At 22.7% G+C, this 18311-nt stretch carries 18 protein-coding genes and 1 pseudogene; 6 read left to right on the top strand and 13 right to left on the bottom strand.

Annotated features, from left to right (window positions below):
• Positions 1 to 92: 92 nt before the first annotated feature.
• Positions 93 to 809 carry a hypothetical protein gene (locus tag AACL03_RS06050; protein WP_339038935.1) on the top strand — a complete coding sequence of 239 codons (717 nt, stop codon included), beginning with the start codon at positions 93 to 95 and terminating at the stop codon, positions 807 to 809.
• Positions 810 to 821: 12 nt separating this feature from the next.
• Here the strand turns inward: AACL03_RS06050 and AACL03_RS06045 are convergent, their stop codons facing one another.
• A complete protein-coding gene (locus AACL03_RS06045; protein WP_339038665.1) occupies positions 822 to 1772 on the bottom strand; it encodes an IS30 family transposase in 951 nt (316 codons plus the stop codon).
• Between the two features lie 295 nt (positions 1773 to 2067).
• Between AACL03_RS06045 and AACL03_RS06040 the strand changes: the two genes are divergently transcribed.
• Positions 2068 to 2559: a hypothetical protein gene (locus tag AACL03_RS06040; RefSeq protein WP_338980346.1), complete on the top strand. Its 492-nt coding sequence runs from the start codon at positions 2068 to 2070 to the stop codon at positions 2557 to 2559.
• A gap of 141 nt (positions 2560 to 2700) precedes the next feature.
• Here the strand turns inward: AACL03_RS06040 and AACL03_RS06035 are convergent, their stop codons facing one another.
• Together AACL03_RS06035 and AACL03_RS06030 are read right to left on the bottom strand one after the other, a co-directional pair.
• On the bottom strand, positions 2701 to 3945 hold the full coding sequence (locus AACL03_RS06035; RefSeq protein WP_339038937.1) for an ISNCY family transposase: 1245 nt from the start codon (positions 3943 to 3945) through the stop codon (positions 2701 to 2703).
• Between the two features lie 113 nt (positions 3946 to 4058).
• Positions 4059 to 5036: a rolling circle replication-associated protein gene (locus AACL03_RS06030; RefSeq protein WP_339039836.1), complete on the bottom strand. Its 978-nt coding sequence runs from the start codon at positions 5034 to 5036 to the stop codon at positions 4059 to 4061.
• A gap of 40 nt (positions 5037 to 5076) precedes the next feature.
• Between AACL03_RS06030 and AACL03_RS06025 the strand changes: the two genes are divergently transcribed.
• The gene (locus tag AACL03_RS06025; RefSeq protein ID WP_339038665.1) at positions 5077 to 6027 is read left to right on the top strand and encodes an IS30 family transposase; all 951 of its coding nucleotides are present in this window, start codon (positions 5077 to 5079) and stop codon (positions 6025 to 6027) included.
• Positions 6028 to 6039: 12 nt separating this feature from the next.
• Here the strand turns inward: AACL03_RS06025 and AACL03_RS06020 are convergent, their stop codons facing one another.
• Complete coding sequence (locus AACL03_RS06020; RefSeq protein WP_339038935.1) at positions 6040 to 6756, bottom strand: hypothetical protein; 717 nt, start codon at positions 6754 to 6756, stop codon at positions 6040 to 6042.
• A gap of 127 nt (positions 6757 to 6883) precedes the next feature.
• Here AACL03_RS06020 and AACL03_RS06015 point away from each other — a divergent pair, with 127 nt between their 5' ends.
• The gene (locus tag AACL03_RS06015; RefSeq protein ID WP_339039837.1) at positions 6884 to 7195 is read left to right on the top strand and encodes a hypothetical protein; all 312 of its coding nucleotides are present in this window, start codon (positions 6884 to 6886) and stop codon (positions 7193 to 7195) included.
• 140 nt (positions 7196 to 7335) lie between these two features.
• Here the strand turns inward: AACL03_RS06015 and AACL03_RS10010 are convergent.
• Positions 7336 to 8581, bottom strand: a pseudogene (locus AACL03_RS10010) (ISNCY family transposase).
• A 113-nt stretch (positions 8582 to 8694) separates the two neighbouring features.
• Positions 8695 to 9672 (bottom strand): rolling circle replication-associated protein, encoded by a 978-nt coding sequence (locus tag AACL03_RS06000; RefSeq protein ID WP_339039836.1) that lies wholly within the window; start codon positions 9670 to 9672, stop codon positions 8695 to 8697.
• Positions 9673 to 9712: 40 nt separating this feature from the next.
• Here AACL03_RS06000 and AACL03_RS05995 point away from each other — a divergent pair, with 40 nt between their 5' ends.
• Together AACL03_RS05995 and AACL03_RS05990 are read left to right on the top strand one after the other, a co-directional pair.
• Positions 9713 to 10663, top strand: a complete 951-nt coding sequence (locus AACL03_RS05995; protein WP_339038665.1) for an IS30 family transposase — start codon at positions 9713 to 9715, stop codon at positions 10661 to 10663.
• Positions 10664 to 11368: 705 nt separating this feature from the next.
• Positions 11369 to 12655 carry a hypothetical protein gene (locus tag AACL03_RS05990; protein WP_339039835.1) on the top strand — a complete coding sequence of 429 codons (1287 nt, stop codon included), beginning with the start codon at positions 11369 to 11371 and terminating at the stop codon, positions 12653 to 12655.
• Between the two features lie 42 nt (positions 12656 to 12697).
• On the opposite strand, the gene AACL03_RS05985 is transcribed toward AACL03_RS05990, so the two are convergent.
• From AACL03_RS05985 to AACL03_RS05955, 7 genes are all read right to left on the bottom strand, one after another.
• Positions 12698 to 13648: an IS30 family transposase gene (locus AACL03_RS05985; protein WP_339038665.1), complete on the bottom strand. Its 951-nt coding sequence runs from the start codon at positions 13646 to 13648 to the stop codon at positions 12698 to 12700.
• Between the two features lie 187 nt (positions 13649 to 13835).
• On the bottom strand, positions 13836 to 14234 hold the full coding sequence (locus tag AACL03_RS05980) for a hypothetical protein (protein ID WP_339039834.1): 399 nt from the start codon (positions 14232 to 14234) through the stop codon (positions 13836 to 13838).
• Complete coding sequence (locus AACL03_RS05975; protein WP_339039833.1) at positions 14203 to 15120, bottom strand: hypothetical protein; 918 nt, start codon at positions 15118 to 15120, stop codon at positions 14203 to 14205. The genes AACL03_RS05980 and AACL03_RS05975 overlap by 32 nt, the downstream gene beginning before the upstream one ends.
• A 217-nt stretch (positions 15121 to 15337) precedes the next feature.
• Positions 15338 to 15460: a hypothetical protein gene (locus AACL03_RS05970; protein WP_256468302.1), complete on the bottom strand. Its 123-nt coding sequence runs from the start codon at positions 15458 to 15460 to the stop codon at positions 15338 to 15340.
• 303 nt (positions 15461 to 15763) lie between these two features.
• Positions 15764 to 16126: a hypothetical protein gene (locus AACL03_RS05965; RefSeq protein ID WP_252318892.1), complete on the bottom strand. Its 363-nt coding sequence runs from the start codon at positions 16124 to 16126 to the stop codon at positions 15764 to 15766.
• 24 nt (positions 16127 to 16150) lie between these two features.
• The gene (locus tag AACL03_RS05960) at positions 16151 to 16570 is read right to left on the bottom strand and encodes an HIT family protein (protein WP_339039832.1); all 420 of its coding nucleotides are present in this window, start codon (positions 16568 to 16570) and stop codon (positions 16151 to 16153) included.
• 51 nt (positions 16571 to 16621) lie between these two features.
• Positions 16622 to 18307 (bottom strand): hypothetical protein, encoded by a 1686-nt coding sequence (locus AACL03_RS05955; RefSeq protein WP_339039831.1) that lies wholly within the window; start codon positions 18305 to 18307, stop codon positions 16622 to 16624.
• Positions 18308 to 18311 lie beyond the last annotated feature (4 nt).

The raw sequence follows: 18311 nt of genomic DNA, 5'->3' as shown, positions 1-18311 counted from the left end.
AAAAATAAAAAAGAAGTAAAATTTAACAAATAAAAGTTGCTTTGTTTTGAAAGTAAATATTTTTATATTTACTTTCAAAGGAGAACAAAATTATGAAATATTTTAGTCCAAGTTATTGATTTAAATTGTGAGTATTAACTGCTCCACTTTTAAATAATAAAATACAAGGTATTAATGGTAAGTCAATTGATAATTCAAATATTAAAAATTGAGTTAGAAAAAATACGACTAGTTTAGATTTAGTAAATCAACAATTAAATTTTGCAAGTAATAATCAAACAGATTTTATTATTAACAACCCAACAACAAATAGCAAAATAAATATGAATAAACATCGTCATGAAAAACACAGAAATCGATTAAAAAGAACATTAAATGGTAAAAACGAAATAAGGGGTAGTTGAGGTAAAGTAACTTGTTCATTTACACCAAAAACTTTTGAAGGAATAATAGCTGATTATCATTATTGAAAAGATAATCCTGCATGAGAACTTGGCGAAAAATTTAAAGAGGATATGATGCAACGATATAATTCTAATGATATTTCAATTACTGCAATTTTTCCATGAACATGAAAAGAAATACAACAAGTAGGTAAAACAATTTGAGATAATTTTTCAAAAATTGAAAAAGTATATACAGATAGTTCTAGAAAAGAACGTATAGAAATTGTACTTTATGAAAAACCATTTAATTGATTTGATTTTGAATCAGTAAGAATAATAACAGAAGATGAGAAATATTATCCAAATAATCGTCTTGATAATTTAGAAAATGATTTTCCAGATTGAAATAAAGCTAAATTGTAAAGGTAAGTGCAACTAAATTATTTTTCTATCCAAATATTCGATTGGTGAAAGATAATTTAGTATTTTTCTCGGTTTTTGATTTAAAGACAATATAAATTTATGAACTTCATTTTTATTAGTTTTTGAAAAAATAAATTTTTTAGGAAATTTTTCTCTAATTAAACCATTAGTATTTTCATTAGTACCTCTTTGTCAAGGTGAATATGGATTGGCAAAATAAATTTTTACATCTAAATTTTTTTCAAGTTGTTGTCAATTTGAAAATTCTTTGCCACGATCAAAAGTAATAGTTTTAACAATGTTTTTAGGAAGAATTGATAAATAATAACTGACATTTTTATTAATAACTTTAGTAGTTCTGTTTTTAACTAATATTGCTAAAGTAAATCGTGATACTCTTTCAACTAAAGTTATTAAACATGATTTGCTTTTACCTCGTGATGATACTATAGTATCTCCTTCTCAATGACCAAGTGTTATACGATCATTAACATTTATATCTCGTTCTTTAATTGATTTACCATTAAACTTGCCACGATTTTCTTTAGATTTTCGTTTTTTACCTTTTCTTCTTAAATTTTTACTAGTAACTTTATCAAGCATTCCAAAATAAATTCAAGTATAAATTGTTTTAAAACTAATAACTCATTCTTTATGAAAATTTTTAATTCTGCCATAAATTTGTTCAGGTGATCAACCTAATAGTAATTTTTGTTGTACATATTTTACTAAATTCTTATTTTTAAACTTATGAAAACTAATATGTGATTGTTTTCGATTTTCAGCTTTATTTTGTGCAATTAATGAAAAATAATGATTATTATCTTTATTTCTATTAATTTCTCGAATAATAGTACTAATACTTCGATTAAGATTTTTAGCTATTTCACTAATTTTAAATTTAAATTTCAATTGATTCTCAATATAAATTCTTTCATCTATGCCAAGATGTTTATAACTCATATAAAAACTCCTTACTTTTTTCTAAACTAAATTTAGCATTATGAAATTTTTATATGAGAATTTTTTGCAATTTTATTTACTTGCACTTACAAGTATAACTCAGCAAAGATATAAAAATTAATTTAGGAAAAATTAATCATAACGTTGATAACGAAATTAAAAGTGCCATAAAGAAAAAATATCATAATTTTAAATTATCAGAAGTTTATTTATTGGATAAATCTAATTACTCACACTTTATTGGCTATTTTGAAAAAAAATAATTGTTGGTACTTTTAGTCCCTATTCTTATGGTTTGACAAAACCAACTTTTACCTATGTAACACAAGATAAATTTAATGAAATTTCAAATATTATAGCAAATGATTCAAAAGTTAAACAATGATTTGCACATATAAATGAATGAAATTCTACTTTACCACAAGCAATCAATAATTCTAAAACATTTAATCCTCAAGCATTATATAATTGAAAAAGACAAGAAAAAGAAATAATAAAAGGTTATATAAGAGATTGAAGTTATATTTCAACTTTAATTGAACATGAATTAAAGTTAGATGAATTAAACAAAAATATTCAAGGAATCAAAGCAGATTTTGAAACTTTAAAAAAACAAGTTAATGAACTTGACAACAGACTTCTAAATCTAGAAAATAAATCAAATTTAAATTGTGAAAACACATTAACTATTGTTAATGGTGCTTTAAATACTATTCCCATAATTGGTAATGTTGTTGGTGGTATTACAACAATGGCTTCTGGTGCTTGTGCTATTGGTGGTGTATAATTTTATTTTTTTATATCTTTAAAATCAATTTTAAGGCATCAAATTTGCTGCTCGACAAACGATTTAAAATTTTATATAGTTAAGTATTCACAAAAATAATCTTTTATAAAAAGAATTTTATCTAATTTTAATTTGGTATTATTAGTATCCATATCTTCAAGGATGGTTTTTATTTGGTATATAAACCTTTTTAGTTTTTATCAAATCTTCTTTGATAATTGGTTTTGGTGCTATTTCTTTTAATTCATATATTTGATGATTATAACTAAGATATAACTCATTAATAAACGATTTAAGTACAATTACATCAGTTCTAGGTTGTATGTATTGAACTTTGCTATTTTTATAAGGAAAATACTTTTTACCATAATATGTTATAGTTGAACCACTATCCGTTTTTCTTTTAGAAAATCTTGAAAGATAAATATTTATTTCTTCTTGGTTTGGAGCTTTAATCATAGCAGATTTATTATTATCAATAGGTAAGGCAAATTGCTTATTAAAAATACTTATATATATTTTAAGAAATTGATTAGCTTCTTCTAAATTTTTAATTTTATTAAGTCTAAGTTCACTAATTAAGCGACTTTGAAGTGTTCCAAATAAGCGTTCGATTCTACCCTTAGCTTGTGGAATGGAAGTTCTAATAATTTCAACACCTAAATCATTACAAGACTTTTGGAATTGAGTATAAGTATCATTTTCCGTGTTTATTTTGCCAGCATCGATTTGTTTTTTATATCCAAAAACTGTTCTATTATCAGTATAAAATGTTTTTGGTATGCCATATTTAGTTAAAATTTGATAAAAAACATTATAATAACCATCTAATGTTTCTTGATGATCAAATCATAGTCCGACAATATTGCCTGTAGCATCATCAATTGCAGCATGTAAAAAAGCTTTTGGTTTATCCTTACCAAATCAATGATGATTACTTGCATCCATTTGAATTAATTCACCAAAATTTGTTCTTCGGTTTCTTGTAGGATGCAAGTTATTTTTCTTATTTTTATGTCTTTTTGGTGAAGTAATTTTTTCTTTAATTAATATAGTATAAAGTGTACTATATGAAATTTTAATTTTTTCTTCATTGTTTAATTTCTCATGGAAATGTTGAAAATTAAAATTATAATATTTGGTTTTATATAAATTTATAATCTTAATTTTGATTTCAAAATTTGTTGTTTTATTAGAAATTTTATTTCGGGATTTATGAATAAAACCAACTTTACCTTCTCTATTGAAAATTTGAATTAATTGGTTAATTCTTCTAATAGTTAGGTTAAGTTTATTCTTAGCTTGATGTTTAGATAATTTATTAATAATAATGTCATTTATAATATTAAACTTATATTTTTCTTTCATAGTCATGCTTCTTTCCATATTTATCACCAAGTATATTTAACTTTACTTTTGGGAAATTTTTGCTCGATAACTAATAGGAAATTATCACTAAATAATGACAAAAGTATTATTTTACTTGAAAAAATTTAAAATTAATGTAGAATTCATTTATTTAAAAATATTTTTTCAATTTTACTTTTATCAAAAACTTTATAAATAAAATCTAAAATATCATTTCTATTAAATTTATTTTTTAATCAATATCTAAATCGTAAACTTTCTAAACTAATATAATAGTTAAAATCTTTAAAGTAATCACAACTAGCAATATAATCATAACTTCCGCCAATTAAATAAGTAACACCTTGTTCATTTGATTTAGTTTTAAATAAATAAAATTCTTTTGCTTTTTCACATGCTTGTACTAATTCTTGTAAACTTAACATTTTAGTACCACGAACTACAAGCGGATTTTTACAATTTCTACTAAAAGAATATGCTTGAATACCAACATCTTTTTGATTTAAAGATTTAATATTTTCTTGTACTTTTGTTACATATTTACTCAAATATTTAACCACAAATTCATTTGTACCTTTATGTACAACTTTTAAATCAATACCTTTATTATTACCAACATGTGGTCATCATTTAGTTATCATACTATAAGGTATTTTACGATTAAATAATATATGAAAATGAACTGCACCACGCTTTTGATATTCATAAACATAAAAATATCTTAATTCACCTAAATATTTAGAACGTTTAGGGTCATTTCATCAACGTTTTAAACGTTTAAAGAATAATTGTAAATCATGTTTTGCTTTTCTAATATCAGTTTCATTTTTATGATAAGTTAAAGTTAAAAAACTTAAAACTTTTGCATTATAAAAATTATGTAATGCTTTTTGAACTAATTTACATTTAGTACGAACATTATTATTTCTTAATTTAGTAATATTACCAATATTCTTTATACCTAATTTATTTCTTTCATTTTTTAAAATATCAATAGGTAAAACAACATTTTTAACATAACAAGCATAAAAAATTTTTTTAACATGCTGAGTTATACTTGTAAGTGCAAGTAAATAAAATTGCAAAAAATTCTCATATAAAAATTTCATAATGCTAAATTTAGTTTAGAAAAAAGTAAGGAGTTTTTATATGAGTTATAAACATCTTGGCATAGATGAAAGAATTTATATTGAGAATCAATTGAAATTTAAATTTAAAATTAGTGAAATAGCTAAAAATCTTAATCGAAGTATTAGTACTATTATTCGAGAAATTAATAGAAATAAAGATAATAATCATTATTTTTCATTAATTGCACAAAATAAAGCTGAAAATCGAAAACAATCACATATTAGTTTTCATAAGTTTAAAAATAAGAATTTAGTAAAATATGTACAACAAAAATTACTATTAGGTTGATCACCTGAACAAATTTATGGCAGAATTAAAAATTTTCATAAAGAATGAGTTATTAGTTTTAAAACAATTTATACTTGAATTTATTTTGGAATGCTTGATAAAGTTACTAGTAAAAATTTAAGAAGAAAAGGTAAAAAACGAAAATCTAAAGAAAATCGTGGCAAGTTTAATGGTAAATCAATTAAAGAACGAGATATAAATGTTAATGATCGTATAACACTTGGTCATTGAGAAGGAGATACTATAGTATCATCACGAGGTAAAAGCAAATCATGTTTAATAACTTTAGTTGAAAGAGTATCACGATTTACTTTAGCAATATTAGTTAAAAACAGAACTACTAAAGTTATTAATAAAAATGTCAGTTATTATTTATCAATTCTTCCTAAAAACATTGTTAAAACTATTACTTTTGATCGTGGCAAAGAATTTTCAAATTGACAACAACTTGAAAAAAATTTAGATGTAAAAATTTATTTTGCCAATCCATATTCACCTTGACAAAGAGGTACTAATGAAAATACTAATGGTTTAATTAGAGAAAAATTTCCTAAAAAATTTATTTTTTCAAAAACTAATAAAAATGAAGTTCATAAATTTATATTGTCTTTAAATCAAAAACCGAGAAAAATACTAAATTATCTTTCACCAATCGAATATTTGGATAGAAAAATAATTTAGTTGCACTTACCTTTACAATTTAGCTTTATTTCAATCTGGAAAATCATTTTCTAAATTATCAAGACGATTATTTGGATAATATTTCTCATCTTCTGTTATTATTCTTACTGATTCAAAATCAAATCAATTAAATGGTTTTTCATAAAGTACAATTTCTATACGTTCTTTTCTAGAACTATCTGTATATACTTTTTCAATTTTTGAAAAATTATCTCAAATTGTTTTACCTACTTGTTGTATTTCTTTTCATGTTCATGGAAAAATTGCAGTAATTGAAATATCATTAGAATTATATCGTTGCATCATATCCTCTTTAAATTTTTCGCCAAGTTCTCATGCAGGATTATCTTTTCAATAATGATAATCAGCTATTATTCCTTCAAAAGTTTTTGGTGTAAATGAACAAGTTACTTTACCTCAACTACCCCTTATTTCGTTTTTACCATTTAATGTTCTTTTTAATCGATTTCTGTGTTTTTCATGACGATGTTTATTCATATTTATTTTGCTATTTGTTGTTGGGTTGTTAATAATAAAATCTGTTTGATTATTACTTGCAAAATTTAATTGTTGATTTACTAAATCTAAACTAGTCGTATTTTTTCTAACTCAATTTTTAATATTTGAATTATCAATTGACTTACCATTAATACCTTGTATTTTATTATTTAAAAGTGGAGCAGTTAATACTCACAATTTAAATCAATAACTTGGACTAAAATATTTCATAATTTTGTTCTCCTTTGAAAGTAAATATAAAAATATTTACTTTCAAAACAAAGCAACTTTTATTTGTTAAATTTTACTTCTTTTTTATTTTTTTTGATAAATATTTTTGGGAAATTTTCACTCGATATTGACAGAAAAAGAAATAATAAAAGGTTATATAAGAGATTGAAGTTATATTTCAACTTTAATTGAACATGAATTAAAGTTAGATGAATTAAACAAAAATATTCAAGGAATCAAAGCAGATTTTGAAACTTTAAAAAAACAAGTTAATGAACTTGACAACAGACTTCTAAATCTAGAAAATAAATCAAATTTAAATTGTGAAAACACATTAACTATTGTTAATGGTGCTTTAAATACTATTCCCATAATTGGTAATGTTGTTGGTGGTATTACAACAATGGCTTCTGGTGCTTGTGCTATTGGTGGTGTATAATTTTATTTTTTATATCTTTAAAATCAATTTTAAGCCATCAAATTTGCTGCTCGACAAACGATTTAAAATTTTATATAGTTAAGTATTCACAAAAATAATCTTTTATAAAAAGAATTTTATCTAATTTTAATTTGGTATTATTAGTATCCATATCTTCAAGGATGGTTTTTATTTGGTATATAAACCTTTTTAGTTTTTATCAAATCCTCTTTGATAATTGGTTTTGGTGCTATTTCTTTTAATTCATATATTTGATGATTATAACTAAGATATAACTCATTAATAAACGATTTAAGTACAATTACATCAGTTCTAGGTTGTATGTATTGAACTTTGCTATTTTTATAAGGAAAATACTTTTTACCATAATATGTTATAGTTGAACCACTATCCGTTTTTCTTTTAGAAAATCTTGAAAGATAAATATTTATTTCTTCTTGGTTTGGAGCTTTAATCATAGCAGATTTATTATTATCAATAGGTAAGGCAAATTGCTTATTAAAAATACTTATATATATTTTAAGAAATTGATTAGCTTCTTCTAAATTTTTAATTTTATTAAGTCTAAGTTCACTAATTAAGCGACTTTGAAGTGTTCCAAATAAGCGTTCGATTCTACCCTTAGCTTGTGGAATGGAAGTTCTAATAATTTCAACACCTAAATCATTACAAGACTTTTGGAATTGAGTATAAGTATCATTTTCCGTGTTTATTTTGCCAGCATCGATTTGTTTTTTTATATCCAAAAACTGTTCTATTATCAGTATAAAATGTTTTTGGTATGCCATATTTAGTTAAAATTTGATAAAAAACATTATAATAACCATCTAATGTTTCTTGATGATCAAATCATAGTCCGACAATATTGCCTGTAGCATCATCAATTGCAGCATGTAAAAAAGCTTTTGGTTTATCCTTACCAAATCAATGATGATTACTTGCATCCATTTGAATTAATTCACCAAAATTTGTTCTTCGGTTTCTTGTAGGATGCAAGTTATTTTTCTTATTTTTATGTCTTTTTGGTGAAGTAATTTTTTCTTTAATTAATATAGTATAAAGTGTACTATATGAAATTTTAATTTTTTCTTCATTGTTTAATTTCTCATGGAAATGTTGAAAATTAAAATTATAATATTTGGTTTTATATAAATTTATAATCTTAATTTTGATTTCAAAATTTGTTGTTTTATTAGAAATTTTATTTCGGGATTTATGAATAAAACCAACTTTACCTTCTCTATTGAAAATTTGAATTAATTGGTTAATTCTTCTAATAGTTAGGTTAAGTTTATTCTTAGCTTGATGTTTAGATAATTTATTAATAATAATGTCATTTATAATATTAAACTTATATTTTTCTTTCATAGTCATGCTTCTTTCCATATTTATCACCAAGTATATTTAACTTTACTTTTGGGAAATTTTTGCTCGATAACTAATAGGAAATTATCACTAAATAATGACAAAAGTATTATTTTACTTGAAAAAATTTAAAATTAATGTAGAATTCATTTATTTAAAAATATTTTTTCAATTTTACTTTTATCAAAAACTTTATAAATAAAATCTAAAATATCATTTCTATTAAATTTATTTTTTAATCAATATCTAAATCGTAAACTTTCTAAACTAATATAATAGTTAAAATCTTTAAAGTAATCACAACTAGCAATATAATCATAACTTCCGCCAATTAAATAAGTAACACCTTGTTCATTTGATTTAGTTTTAAATAAATAAAATTCTTTTGCTTTTTCACATGCTTGTACTAATTCTTGTAAACTTAACATTTTAGTACCACGAACTACAAGCGGATTTTTACAATTTCTACTAAAAGAATATGCTTGAATACCAACATCTTTTTGATTTAAAGATTTAATATTTTCTTGTACTTTTGTTACATATTTACTCAAATATTTAACCACAAATTCATTTGTACCTTTATGTACAACTTTTAAATCAATACCTTTATTATTACCAACATGTGGTCATCATTTAGTTATCATACTATAAGGTATTTTACGATTAAATAATATATGAAAATGAACTGCACCACGCTTTTGATATTCATAAACATAAAAATATCTTAATTCACCTAAATATTTAGAACGTTTAGGGTCATTTCATCAACGTTTTAAACGTTTAAAGAATAATTGTAAATCATGTTTTGCTTTTCTAATATCAGTTTCATTTTTATGATAAGTTAAAGTTAAAAAACTTAAAACTTTTGCATTATAAAAATTATGTAATGCTTTTTGAACTAATTTACATTTAGTACGAACATTATTATTTCTTAATTTAGTAATATTACCAATATTCTTTATACCTAATTTATTTCTTTCATTTTTTAAAATATCAATAGGTAAAACAACATTTTTAACATAACAAGCATAAAAAATTTTTTTAACATGCTGAGTTATACTTGTAAGTGCAAGTAAATAAAATTGCAAAAAATTCTCATATAAAAATTTCATAATGCTAAATTTAGTTTAGAAAAAAGTAAGGAGTTTTTATATGAGTTATAAACATCTTGGCATAGATGAAAGAATTTATATTGAGAATCAATTGAAATTTAAATTTAAAATTAGTGAAATAGCTAAAAATCTTAATCGAAGTATTAGTACTATTATTCGAGAAATTAATAGAAATAAAGATAATAATCATTATTTTTCATTAATTGCACAAAATAAAGCTGAAAATCGAAAACAATCACATATTAGTTTTCATAAGTTTAAAAATAAGAATTTAGTAAAATATGTACAACAAAAATTACTATTAGGTTGATCACCTGAACAAATTTATGGCAGAATTAAAAATTTTCATAAAGAATGAGTTATTAGTTTTAAAACAATTTATACTTGAATTTATTTTGGAATGCTTGATAAAGTTACTAGTAAAAATTTAAGAAGAAAAGGTAAAAAACGAAAATCTAAAGAAAATCGTGGCAAGTTTAATGGTAAATCAATTAAAGAACGAGATATAAATGTTAATGATCGTATAACACTTGGTCATTGAGAAGGAGATACTATAGTATCATCACGAGGTAAAAGCAAATCATGTTTAATAACTTTAGTTGAAAGAGTATCACGATTTACTTTAGCAATATTAGTTAAAAACAGAACTACTAAAGTTATTAATAAAAATGTCAGTTATTATTTATCAATTCTTCCTAAAAACATTGTTAAAACTATTACTTTTGATCGTGGCAAAGAATTTTCAAATTGACAACAACTTGAAAAAAATTTAGATGTAAAAATTTATTTTGCCAATCCATATTCACCTTGACAAAGAGGTACTAATGAAAATACTAATGGTTTAATTAGAGAAAAATTTCCTAAAAAATTTATTTTTTCAAAAACTAATAAAAATGAAGTTCATAAATTTATATTGTCTTTAAATCAAAAACCGAGAAAAATACTAAATTATCTTTCACCAATCGAATATTTGGATAGAAAAATAATTTAGTTGCACTTACCTTTACAATTTAGCACATAAAAATTATATGAAATATTCATTTATAATCATCTCGGACAAGAATTTTTAATAAAATTAAATGATTTATAAAAAAATATAAATCTTTAATAAGCATATCATAAAAAAATGATAAAATTTTAATTATCATTAAAAATTAAAAAAAGAGGTATTTATGAAAATTTTTAAACGCATTATTAGTTCTATTTCTATACTTTTATGTATCACAATTATTTGAATTCCTATTCATTTTTTCTTAAAAACTTTAATGTATGGAGATAAACGAGAAAATCAAAAAAATAAAAAAGAAAACATCAACTAAGATGTTTTTTTAAAATTCTAAACTTGCGGTGAAAAATGATACTTAACTAAAATAAGAGGATTAAAAAACTTTATATTCTTTTGTAGAATATTATCATAATAATAATATTTTTCCAATAAATAAATTATTATTTTTTTCATTGGGTTATAAATAAATATTATAACTTAAAAAAGAACTTATTTAATATGCAAATTATTAATATTGAAACATATTGTAAAGTACATTTAATACACATTATTTATTTAAGTTTTTTAGTTTTTGCTAATTTCAAATAAAATGTTTATAATTAAATCAACACTTTTTAATGACTAAAGTGTTATAAAATATATAATTATTAATTTTTTAAATAATTATTTAAAAAATAGAGGTATAAAATTATGAATAAATATTTAATTTTTTTAAGTGTGATACCACCTTTAACTTTTTTAGGAAACAATATTAATAATAAAAATATTGAAAATACTGTACTAATAAATCAATTAGAAGAAAATAATACTTCATTCAATAACCAATTTAACTATTTAAGCAATAGTGAGTGAATTACTAATCAATCAATAACAGATCATAAATTTTATAGTTATGATACATTATCTTTAGCAAAATACACTTTTCCTAAAGCAAGGAATACTTTTTTAGTAGATAACTATGGTAACCTAGTTTATAACCCTAATATAAATATTCCTGATAAAGATAAAGTAAATATTGAAAATACAAAACAAGAAATGAACAGCCACAAAAAAGTAACTATTATTAAAGATGATTATAATCCATATAGTAAAAGTGAATATTCTGATTCATACTTTACTGGTTATAATAATTGAAAATATATTCAACAAGGTGATATTGAAAAACATATTGATATTTCTAATCAAGCAGGTGCTGATAAAGTTGAACATAGCAATAATCTAAATGAAACACTAGGTTTATATTATATTGCTAAAGCAACACATGATAATAAAATTAGTAAGACAATAGCTAATAACTTAGCAGTGTATTTTATTAATCAAACTAGTTTAAAAGGGCAAATTAACAATCAATTAACTAGTGACATTATTAATTTAATTATTGATAATCAAAATGTTTATAATTTTTTGAATAAATCACCACTAACATTAACTACTAAAAACTATTCATTAAATTGAATTTTTGATAAAAGTAATAATCTAGTGGCTATTTATTATAATAATTGAAAAAACACTAATAATATTATTAATGATAAAATAAATTATTCTTTTTCAGATTGACATAATGGAACATCAATCGCTACTGATAATTCTAATGTTTATAATATTCTTAAGTGAAGCAATTACGCGAGAGACTGAAATACCTTCACTAATATGTATCCAACTTTTTCTTTTATTAATTCATATTTCAAAGTATCAACTTCAACAGGAATTGAAAGTAGTCCAACACTAGCAACTAATACTGCAAAAATTGAACAATATAAAAACCCTGGTAATGCTAATGTTCTTTTTATTGCTTATATTAATACTAAAGATGGTGGAGGATGAGGAACAGAAATTGCTCTTAACTTAGATCTTTGACATTATAATGATAATATTTACTTTCAATGGTATTGTTTTTTAAATTCTTCATTTGGTCGTATGACATATGTTAACATTGCATTAAACAATATTAATTTTCATAACATAATGAACAATTAATAACTTTATTTACAATTTGCTAAATTGTAAAGGTAAGTGCAACTAAATTATTTTTCTATCCAAATATTCGATTGGTGAAAGATAATTTAGTATTTTTCTCGGTTTTTGATTTAAAGACAATATAAATTTATGAACTTCATTTTTATTAGTTTTTGAAAAAATAAATTTTTTAGGAAATTTTTCTCTAATTAAACCATTAGTATTTTCATTAGTACCTCTTTGTCAAGGTGAATATGGATTGGCAAAATAAATTTTTACATCTAAATTTTTTTCAAGTTGTTGTCAATTTGAAAATTCTTTGCCACGATCAAAAGTAATAGTTTTAACAATGTTTTTAGGAAGAATTGATAAATAATAACTGACATTTTTATTAATAACTTTAGTAGTTCTGTTTTTAACTAATATTGCTAAAGTAAATCGTGATACTCTTTCAACTAAAGTTATTAAACATGATTTGCTTTTACCTCGTGATGATACTATAGTATCTCCTTCTCAATGACCAAGTGTTATACGATCATTAACATTTATATCTCGTTCTTTAATTGATTTACCATTAAACTTGCCACGATTTTCTTTAGATTTTCGTTTTTTACCTTTTCTTCTTAAATTTTTACTAGTAACTTTATCAAGCATTCCAAAATAAATTCAAGTATAAATTGTTTTAAAACTAATAACTCATTCTTTATGAAAATTTTTAATTCTGCCATAAATTTGTTCAGGTGATCAACCTAATAGTAATTTTTGTTGTACATATTTTACTAAATTCTTATTTTTAAACTTATGAAAACTAATATGTGATTGTTTTCGATTTTCAGCTTTATTTTGTGCAATTAATGAAAAATAATGATTATTATCTTTATTTCTATTAATTTCTCGAATAATAGTACTAATACTTCGATTAAGATTTTTAGCTATTTCACTAATTTTAAATTTAAATTTCAATTGATTCTCAATATAAATTCTTTCATCTATGCCAAGATGTTTATAACTCATATAAAAACTCCTTACTTTTTTCTAAACTAAATTTAGCATTATGAAATTTTTATATGAGAATTTTTTGCAATTTTATTTACTTGCACTTACAAGTATAACTCAGCATTTTTAATTAATAAACAAAATTAATAATAAGGACAAAGTTTATTTTGTCCTTATTATGATTATAAAGATATATTTTTTGTTATTATAATAATTTAAGTAAATCTATTCGAAAAAATTTATCTAATTTTTCTCATCCAAGATCACGATTTTGTTCAGGAGTCATTATTCAACGACCAAAAGCTTCTGGAAATAAATCAATATATGATGTTCTTCCATATCAACTTCTAACAATACCATAACTTAAAAGTTTTTGATAAGATTTGTTATTAATCTTAGTTCCGTTTGCTAATGATGAAATCATATATTTTCTTGCATCAAAATTATTATTTTGTTTATTACGAATTAAAGAATCCAAAATATGACCATATTCATGTACCATAACTTCCATTCCATACTTTATATCTCTAAAATCTGTATCAAGTATTATTTTAGTATTACACATATTATCATTACAAGAACCAAAATATGCTTCTCCTGACATATTTATTTTTAGATTGTTCTCACAACTTTTGATCTAATTCAATTTTTTCTAACATTTTAAAAACATTATTTTTTCCATATAATTGAGCTAAAATATTATAAAACCGACATATTCCTGTTTTTAATTCATCAATGTTTGCATTTATATGATAATTACTAATTGTTTTAATAAATGATTCAAAATCAATTTTGCCATCAAATAAAAGATGATGATCATTAAATTGTTTTTTTAAATCTTCAAAATCTTTAAAATTATCATTATTATTTTCTAACTTTTTAAAAGCATTATTTGATTCTTCACTTGCTTTAAATTTAACTTGTTCATTTAAAATATTAATAAAATCATTTACAGCAGGTAAATTTTTAAATTCATTATCATTTAAAATATCATTTTTTCCAAATAAAATTTCTTGATGATGTTGATAAGAGTAAGTAGGAACTTGTTTATCTCTTATATTCAAATCAGGAACAATATAATCTAACGTTACAAAAGATCTATTAGGACTATACTTAAGCTTTACTGTTCCAATATAGATATCTTCATTTATTGAAGTAATTATTGCTTCATTTTGATTAGTAACAATTTTAATTTCCAAACTAGTTACATCTATATTATATTTATTACTAAAAATATCTATAATTTCTTTTTTTACTTTTTCATCATCATTTATAGTAGTTATGTTTTGTCCAATATAAATTTTACCTAAATTTCTTTTTCCTTTAGGAAAAATTATTTCTAAGTTTTTTTTCTTTTCAATTTCAATTTCTTCTTCAATATTTTCTTCCATTTCAGAATTATATAAAATACCAGTAGTTGCACCACTAATTAAAACCGCAGAACTAATTATTCCAGCAATAATTTTTGAATTTTTATTTTTTTTAGACATATAATACTCCTCCATATTTTGATTTCAGAAATAAGTTCTTTATATTCTTGCCTTTGATATCAATAGATATAGACTAGTATTGTTTTTAATTCTAATTTGTTTTATTAACAATTAAGATGAAAATTGTTTTAGATTTCTAAAACAATCAGTAAAAATTTTTAAAATTAGTTGATAAGGGCTATTGATAATAGTATAAATTTTATTAATAATCAAAAAATTATTGATTAGCACACTCTGGGCATTTCATAATTTTTCTTGCTGTTTTTGAGTTTGAAGCTAAATCATTACCATTAATTTCTTTATTACAACTTGAACAATGTAACACTTTTCTTTTTTTCATATCTCAATCTCCTTTATCTTTTTTTATTAATGCTTAAAATTATAGCATCATTAATAAAAAATGCTTTTTTGATGAAAACAAAAAGGTAGTTATGCCACTCATCAATTAATAATTTTTATAAAATTTGATAATAATAACTATTATAATATTTTTTTCTTATTATTTATGTTGAAAATAAACTCTAAAAATATTATTAATTATTTATTAAAAATTGATTTAATACTATTTTCAACCAAAATTATAAAAAAAATATTGGACAATATATTATCCAATATTTTAAGTTATTAATAATTATTTTATGACTTATTTACTATTAAATATTCATAAAATAGAGCCAAACGCCATGATAATATGTGGTAAAGCATTAATATAAGTTCATGTTGACTTATAATCTACATCTTTGCCAACAAATAAACCAATAACTATTATAACTGAAAGAAATGATATAAATAGTGCTCATAGTCTTGATCATAATCCGGGTTTAACTGAAAATGGTATTAGAATATAAATAATACCTATTATAACTAATGTAGCTCCATTTTCATTTCAGCCATAGAAACTATAAGTTATAACTCCCGCTGCATACAATAAACTAAAAACAATAATTCATACAGCACCAATTAGCATTAATATTTTAGGTAAAGTTAATAACTTAAGACTTTTCATTTTTTTCCTCCTTAAATATTTGTTTTACATTAATTGTGATTTTAGTATTTTTTTAAGATTATTAATATCATCAATTGTAACATTTTCTTTTGTCCTATTAATTAAAAACCCTTTTTCACGAATATATTTTGGAATAATATGAACATGATAATGAAATACTTCTTGAAATGCTTCGCTACCATTATTAGTTAAAATATTAAATCCTTTAATTTCGGGAATAGTTTTTATTAGCAAATTAGCAATTTTATGAGTTGTGATACTAACATCGCTCACTATTTTAGGTGTAGTATCAATAAAAGTTTCAAAATGTTGCTTTGGAATTACTAGAATGTGTCCTTTAGTTATGGGATTGATATCCATGAATGCTGCTGTATTTGTATCTTCAAAAATTAAGTTATTTGTATCTTTAATAATTGTACAAAAAATGCATGCTTTATTTGTCATATATTTCACCTCAACTTACTTTATAAGTATAACTTAAAATATTAAGTATTATTATGGATAAAACTCTTTTACCTTATTTCAAAACTCTTCTTCATATATATTATTTTTTGGAATATATGTTGGAAATAAATTTTGGGCAGCGATTTTAAAGTTTTCAGCTGCTGGTGAATCTTTAGTTGCAGAATCACTAGCAGATATAGAATATAACATTTGTCAAAATATATTTCACTTTGTTTCTTGGGTAATAGTGCTTTCCTTACCATCAGCTCTTATATACTTAGAGAAATCTGTCTTAAGACTAGCATTACCACTAATGTTTCATGAATGAATTAAATTACTAATTTCTGGAACTCAGCCTTCGTTTTTATTACTTAAAAAACTAAAATCTAAATTTTGTAGAAGGTTTAGGAAATAAATAGGAGCAGAGTAAGTAAATGTAGCAATATTATTATTCGTAGTGTAATGTAATCCACCATTAGATACTCAACCTGCAGCCAATTGATTATTAGTTGCAGTACTTAAGAAACCATTAGCACCAAAATTAGGATCAATTTCACTAATAGTTGAGGCATTACCGCTTGTTAATTGAGTAAAAAAATCAGAATTTAAAGTTTTTCCTTTTCCTGAATCATCATCTTTAACAATTGACTCTCACTTTGGAGGTTCAGAAGGACTACTATTTCATTTTTTATCAATGCTTTGCGCATTTGCTAAATCAGTAGTAAAGTTTCAATTTACATTATAGTTACTCTTTTGTCAACCAGTAGTATCTTGTAATTGACTTATGTAAAGGTTATTTGTTTGGGTTGAAATTATAGGTTTACCTGCTTCATTATCTTTAATATCAACAATATTGTCTAAAATATAAGACATTGTAAATAAAGTTTGATTTAATGCTGGTAAAATTTCATATTGATAATATTGTTGATAACGAAAACGTAATCATCATTGGAAACGTTTTAAATATTTTGAATAAGTTGGAATATCAGTACCAGCACTACTATTTCATTTTTTAGCATCATTTGGTAATAATTTACCAATTTCATTACTATAATTGTCATCTGGATGTTTAGCAATGGCAGCTAATTGTTCATCAAAAGCAGCATCTTTATCACCATAATCTTTATATAAACTATCAGGAGTAAATATTTGATCAGGATCATTAACTTTACCAGTATCTTTATTTTTTTCTTTATAAAAATCTACATTTTGATAATTAAATTTACTTGTACCATCCTGATGTCAACTTTGATTTTGAAATAATAACTCATTATTATCTGCTGCTGATACTTTATCTAGTGAATTAGCTGTATTAATACCACTTAAGTACTTTTGAGTTAATAAACTTAATCCTAAATCATCTTTAAGTTTTATAAAAGCTTTATTGGCTTCTCCCATTATTGCAGTAGTACCATCTGCATTTTTTGTGTCTTCACTATAATGAAGTTTCTTATGAAAAAATTCATAAAATTTTTGCTGAGCAATTGTTCCTTCAACATCTTTTAAAATAAAATCAAGACCTTGTGAATAAGTATTCTTAAACTGAGCAGAAATTGTTTCATTAAAATTTACTCCTAAAAAATTAAATAATACACGATTTTTATAATCATCAGGAATTTTACCACTAGGTAAATTACTCATATCACGTTCATTATCACAAGCAACTAATAATAATACAGGGCCAGATAAAAGAGTAACTGAAGTTAATAATGGTAAAATCTTTTTTATCTTTTTCATTTTT

The sequence above is a fragment of the Spiroplasma endosymbiont of Andrena trimmerana genome (assembly GCF_964019575.1).
GTDB lineage: Bacteria > Bacillota_I > Bacilli_A > Mycoplasmatales > VBWQ01 > Spiroplasma_E.
This window is presented reverse-complemented; position numbering and strand designations above follow the sequence as displayed.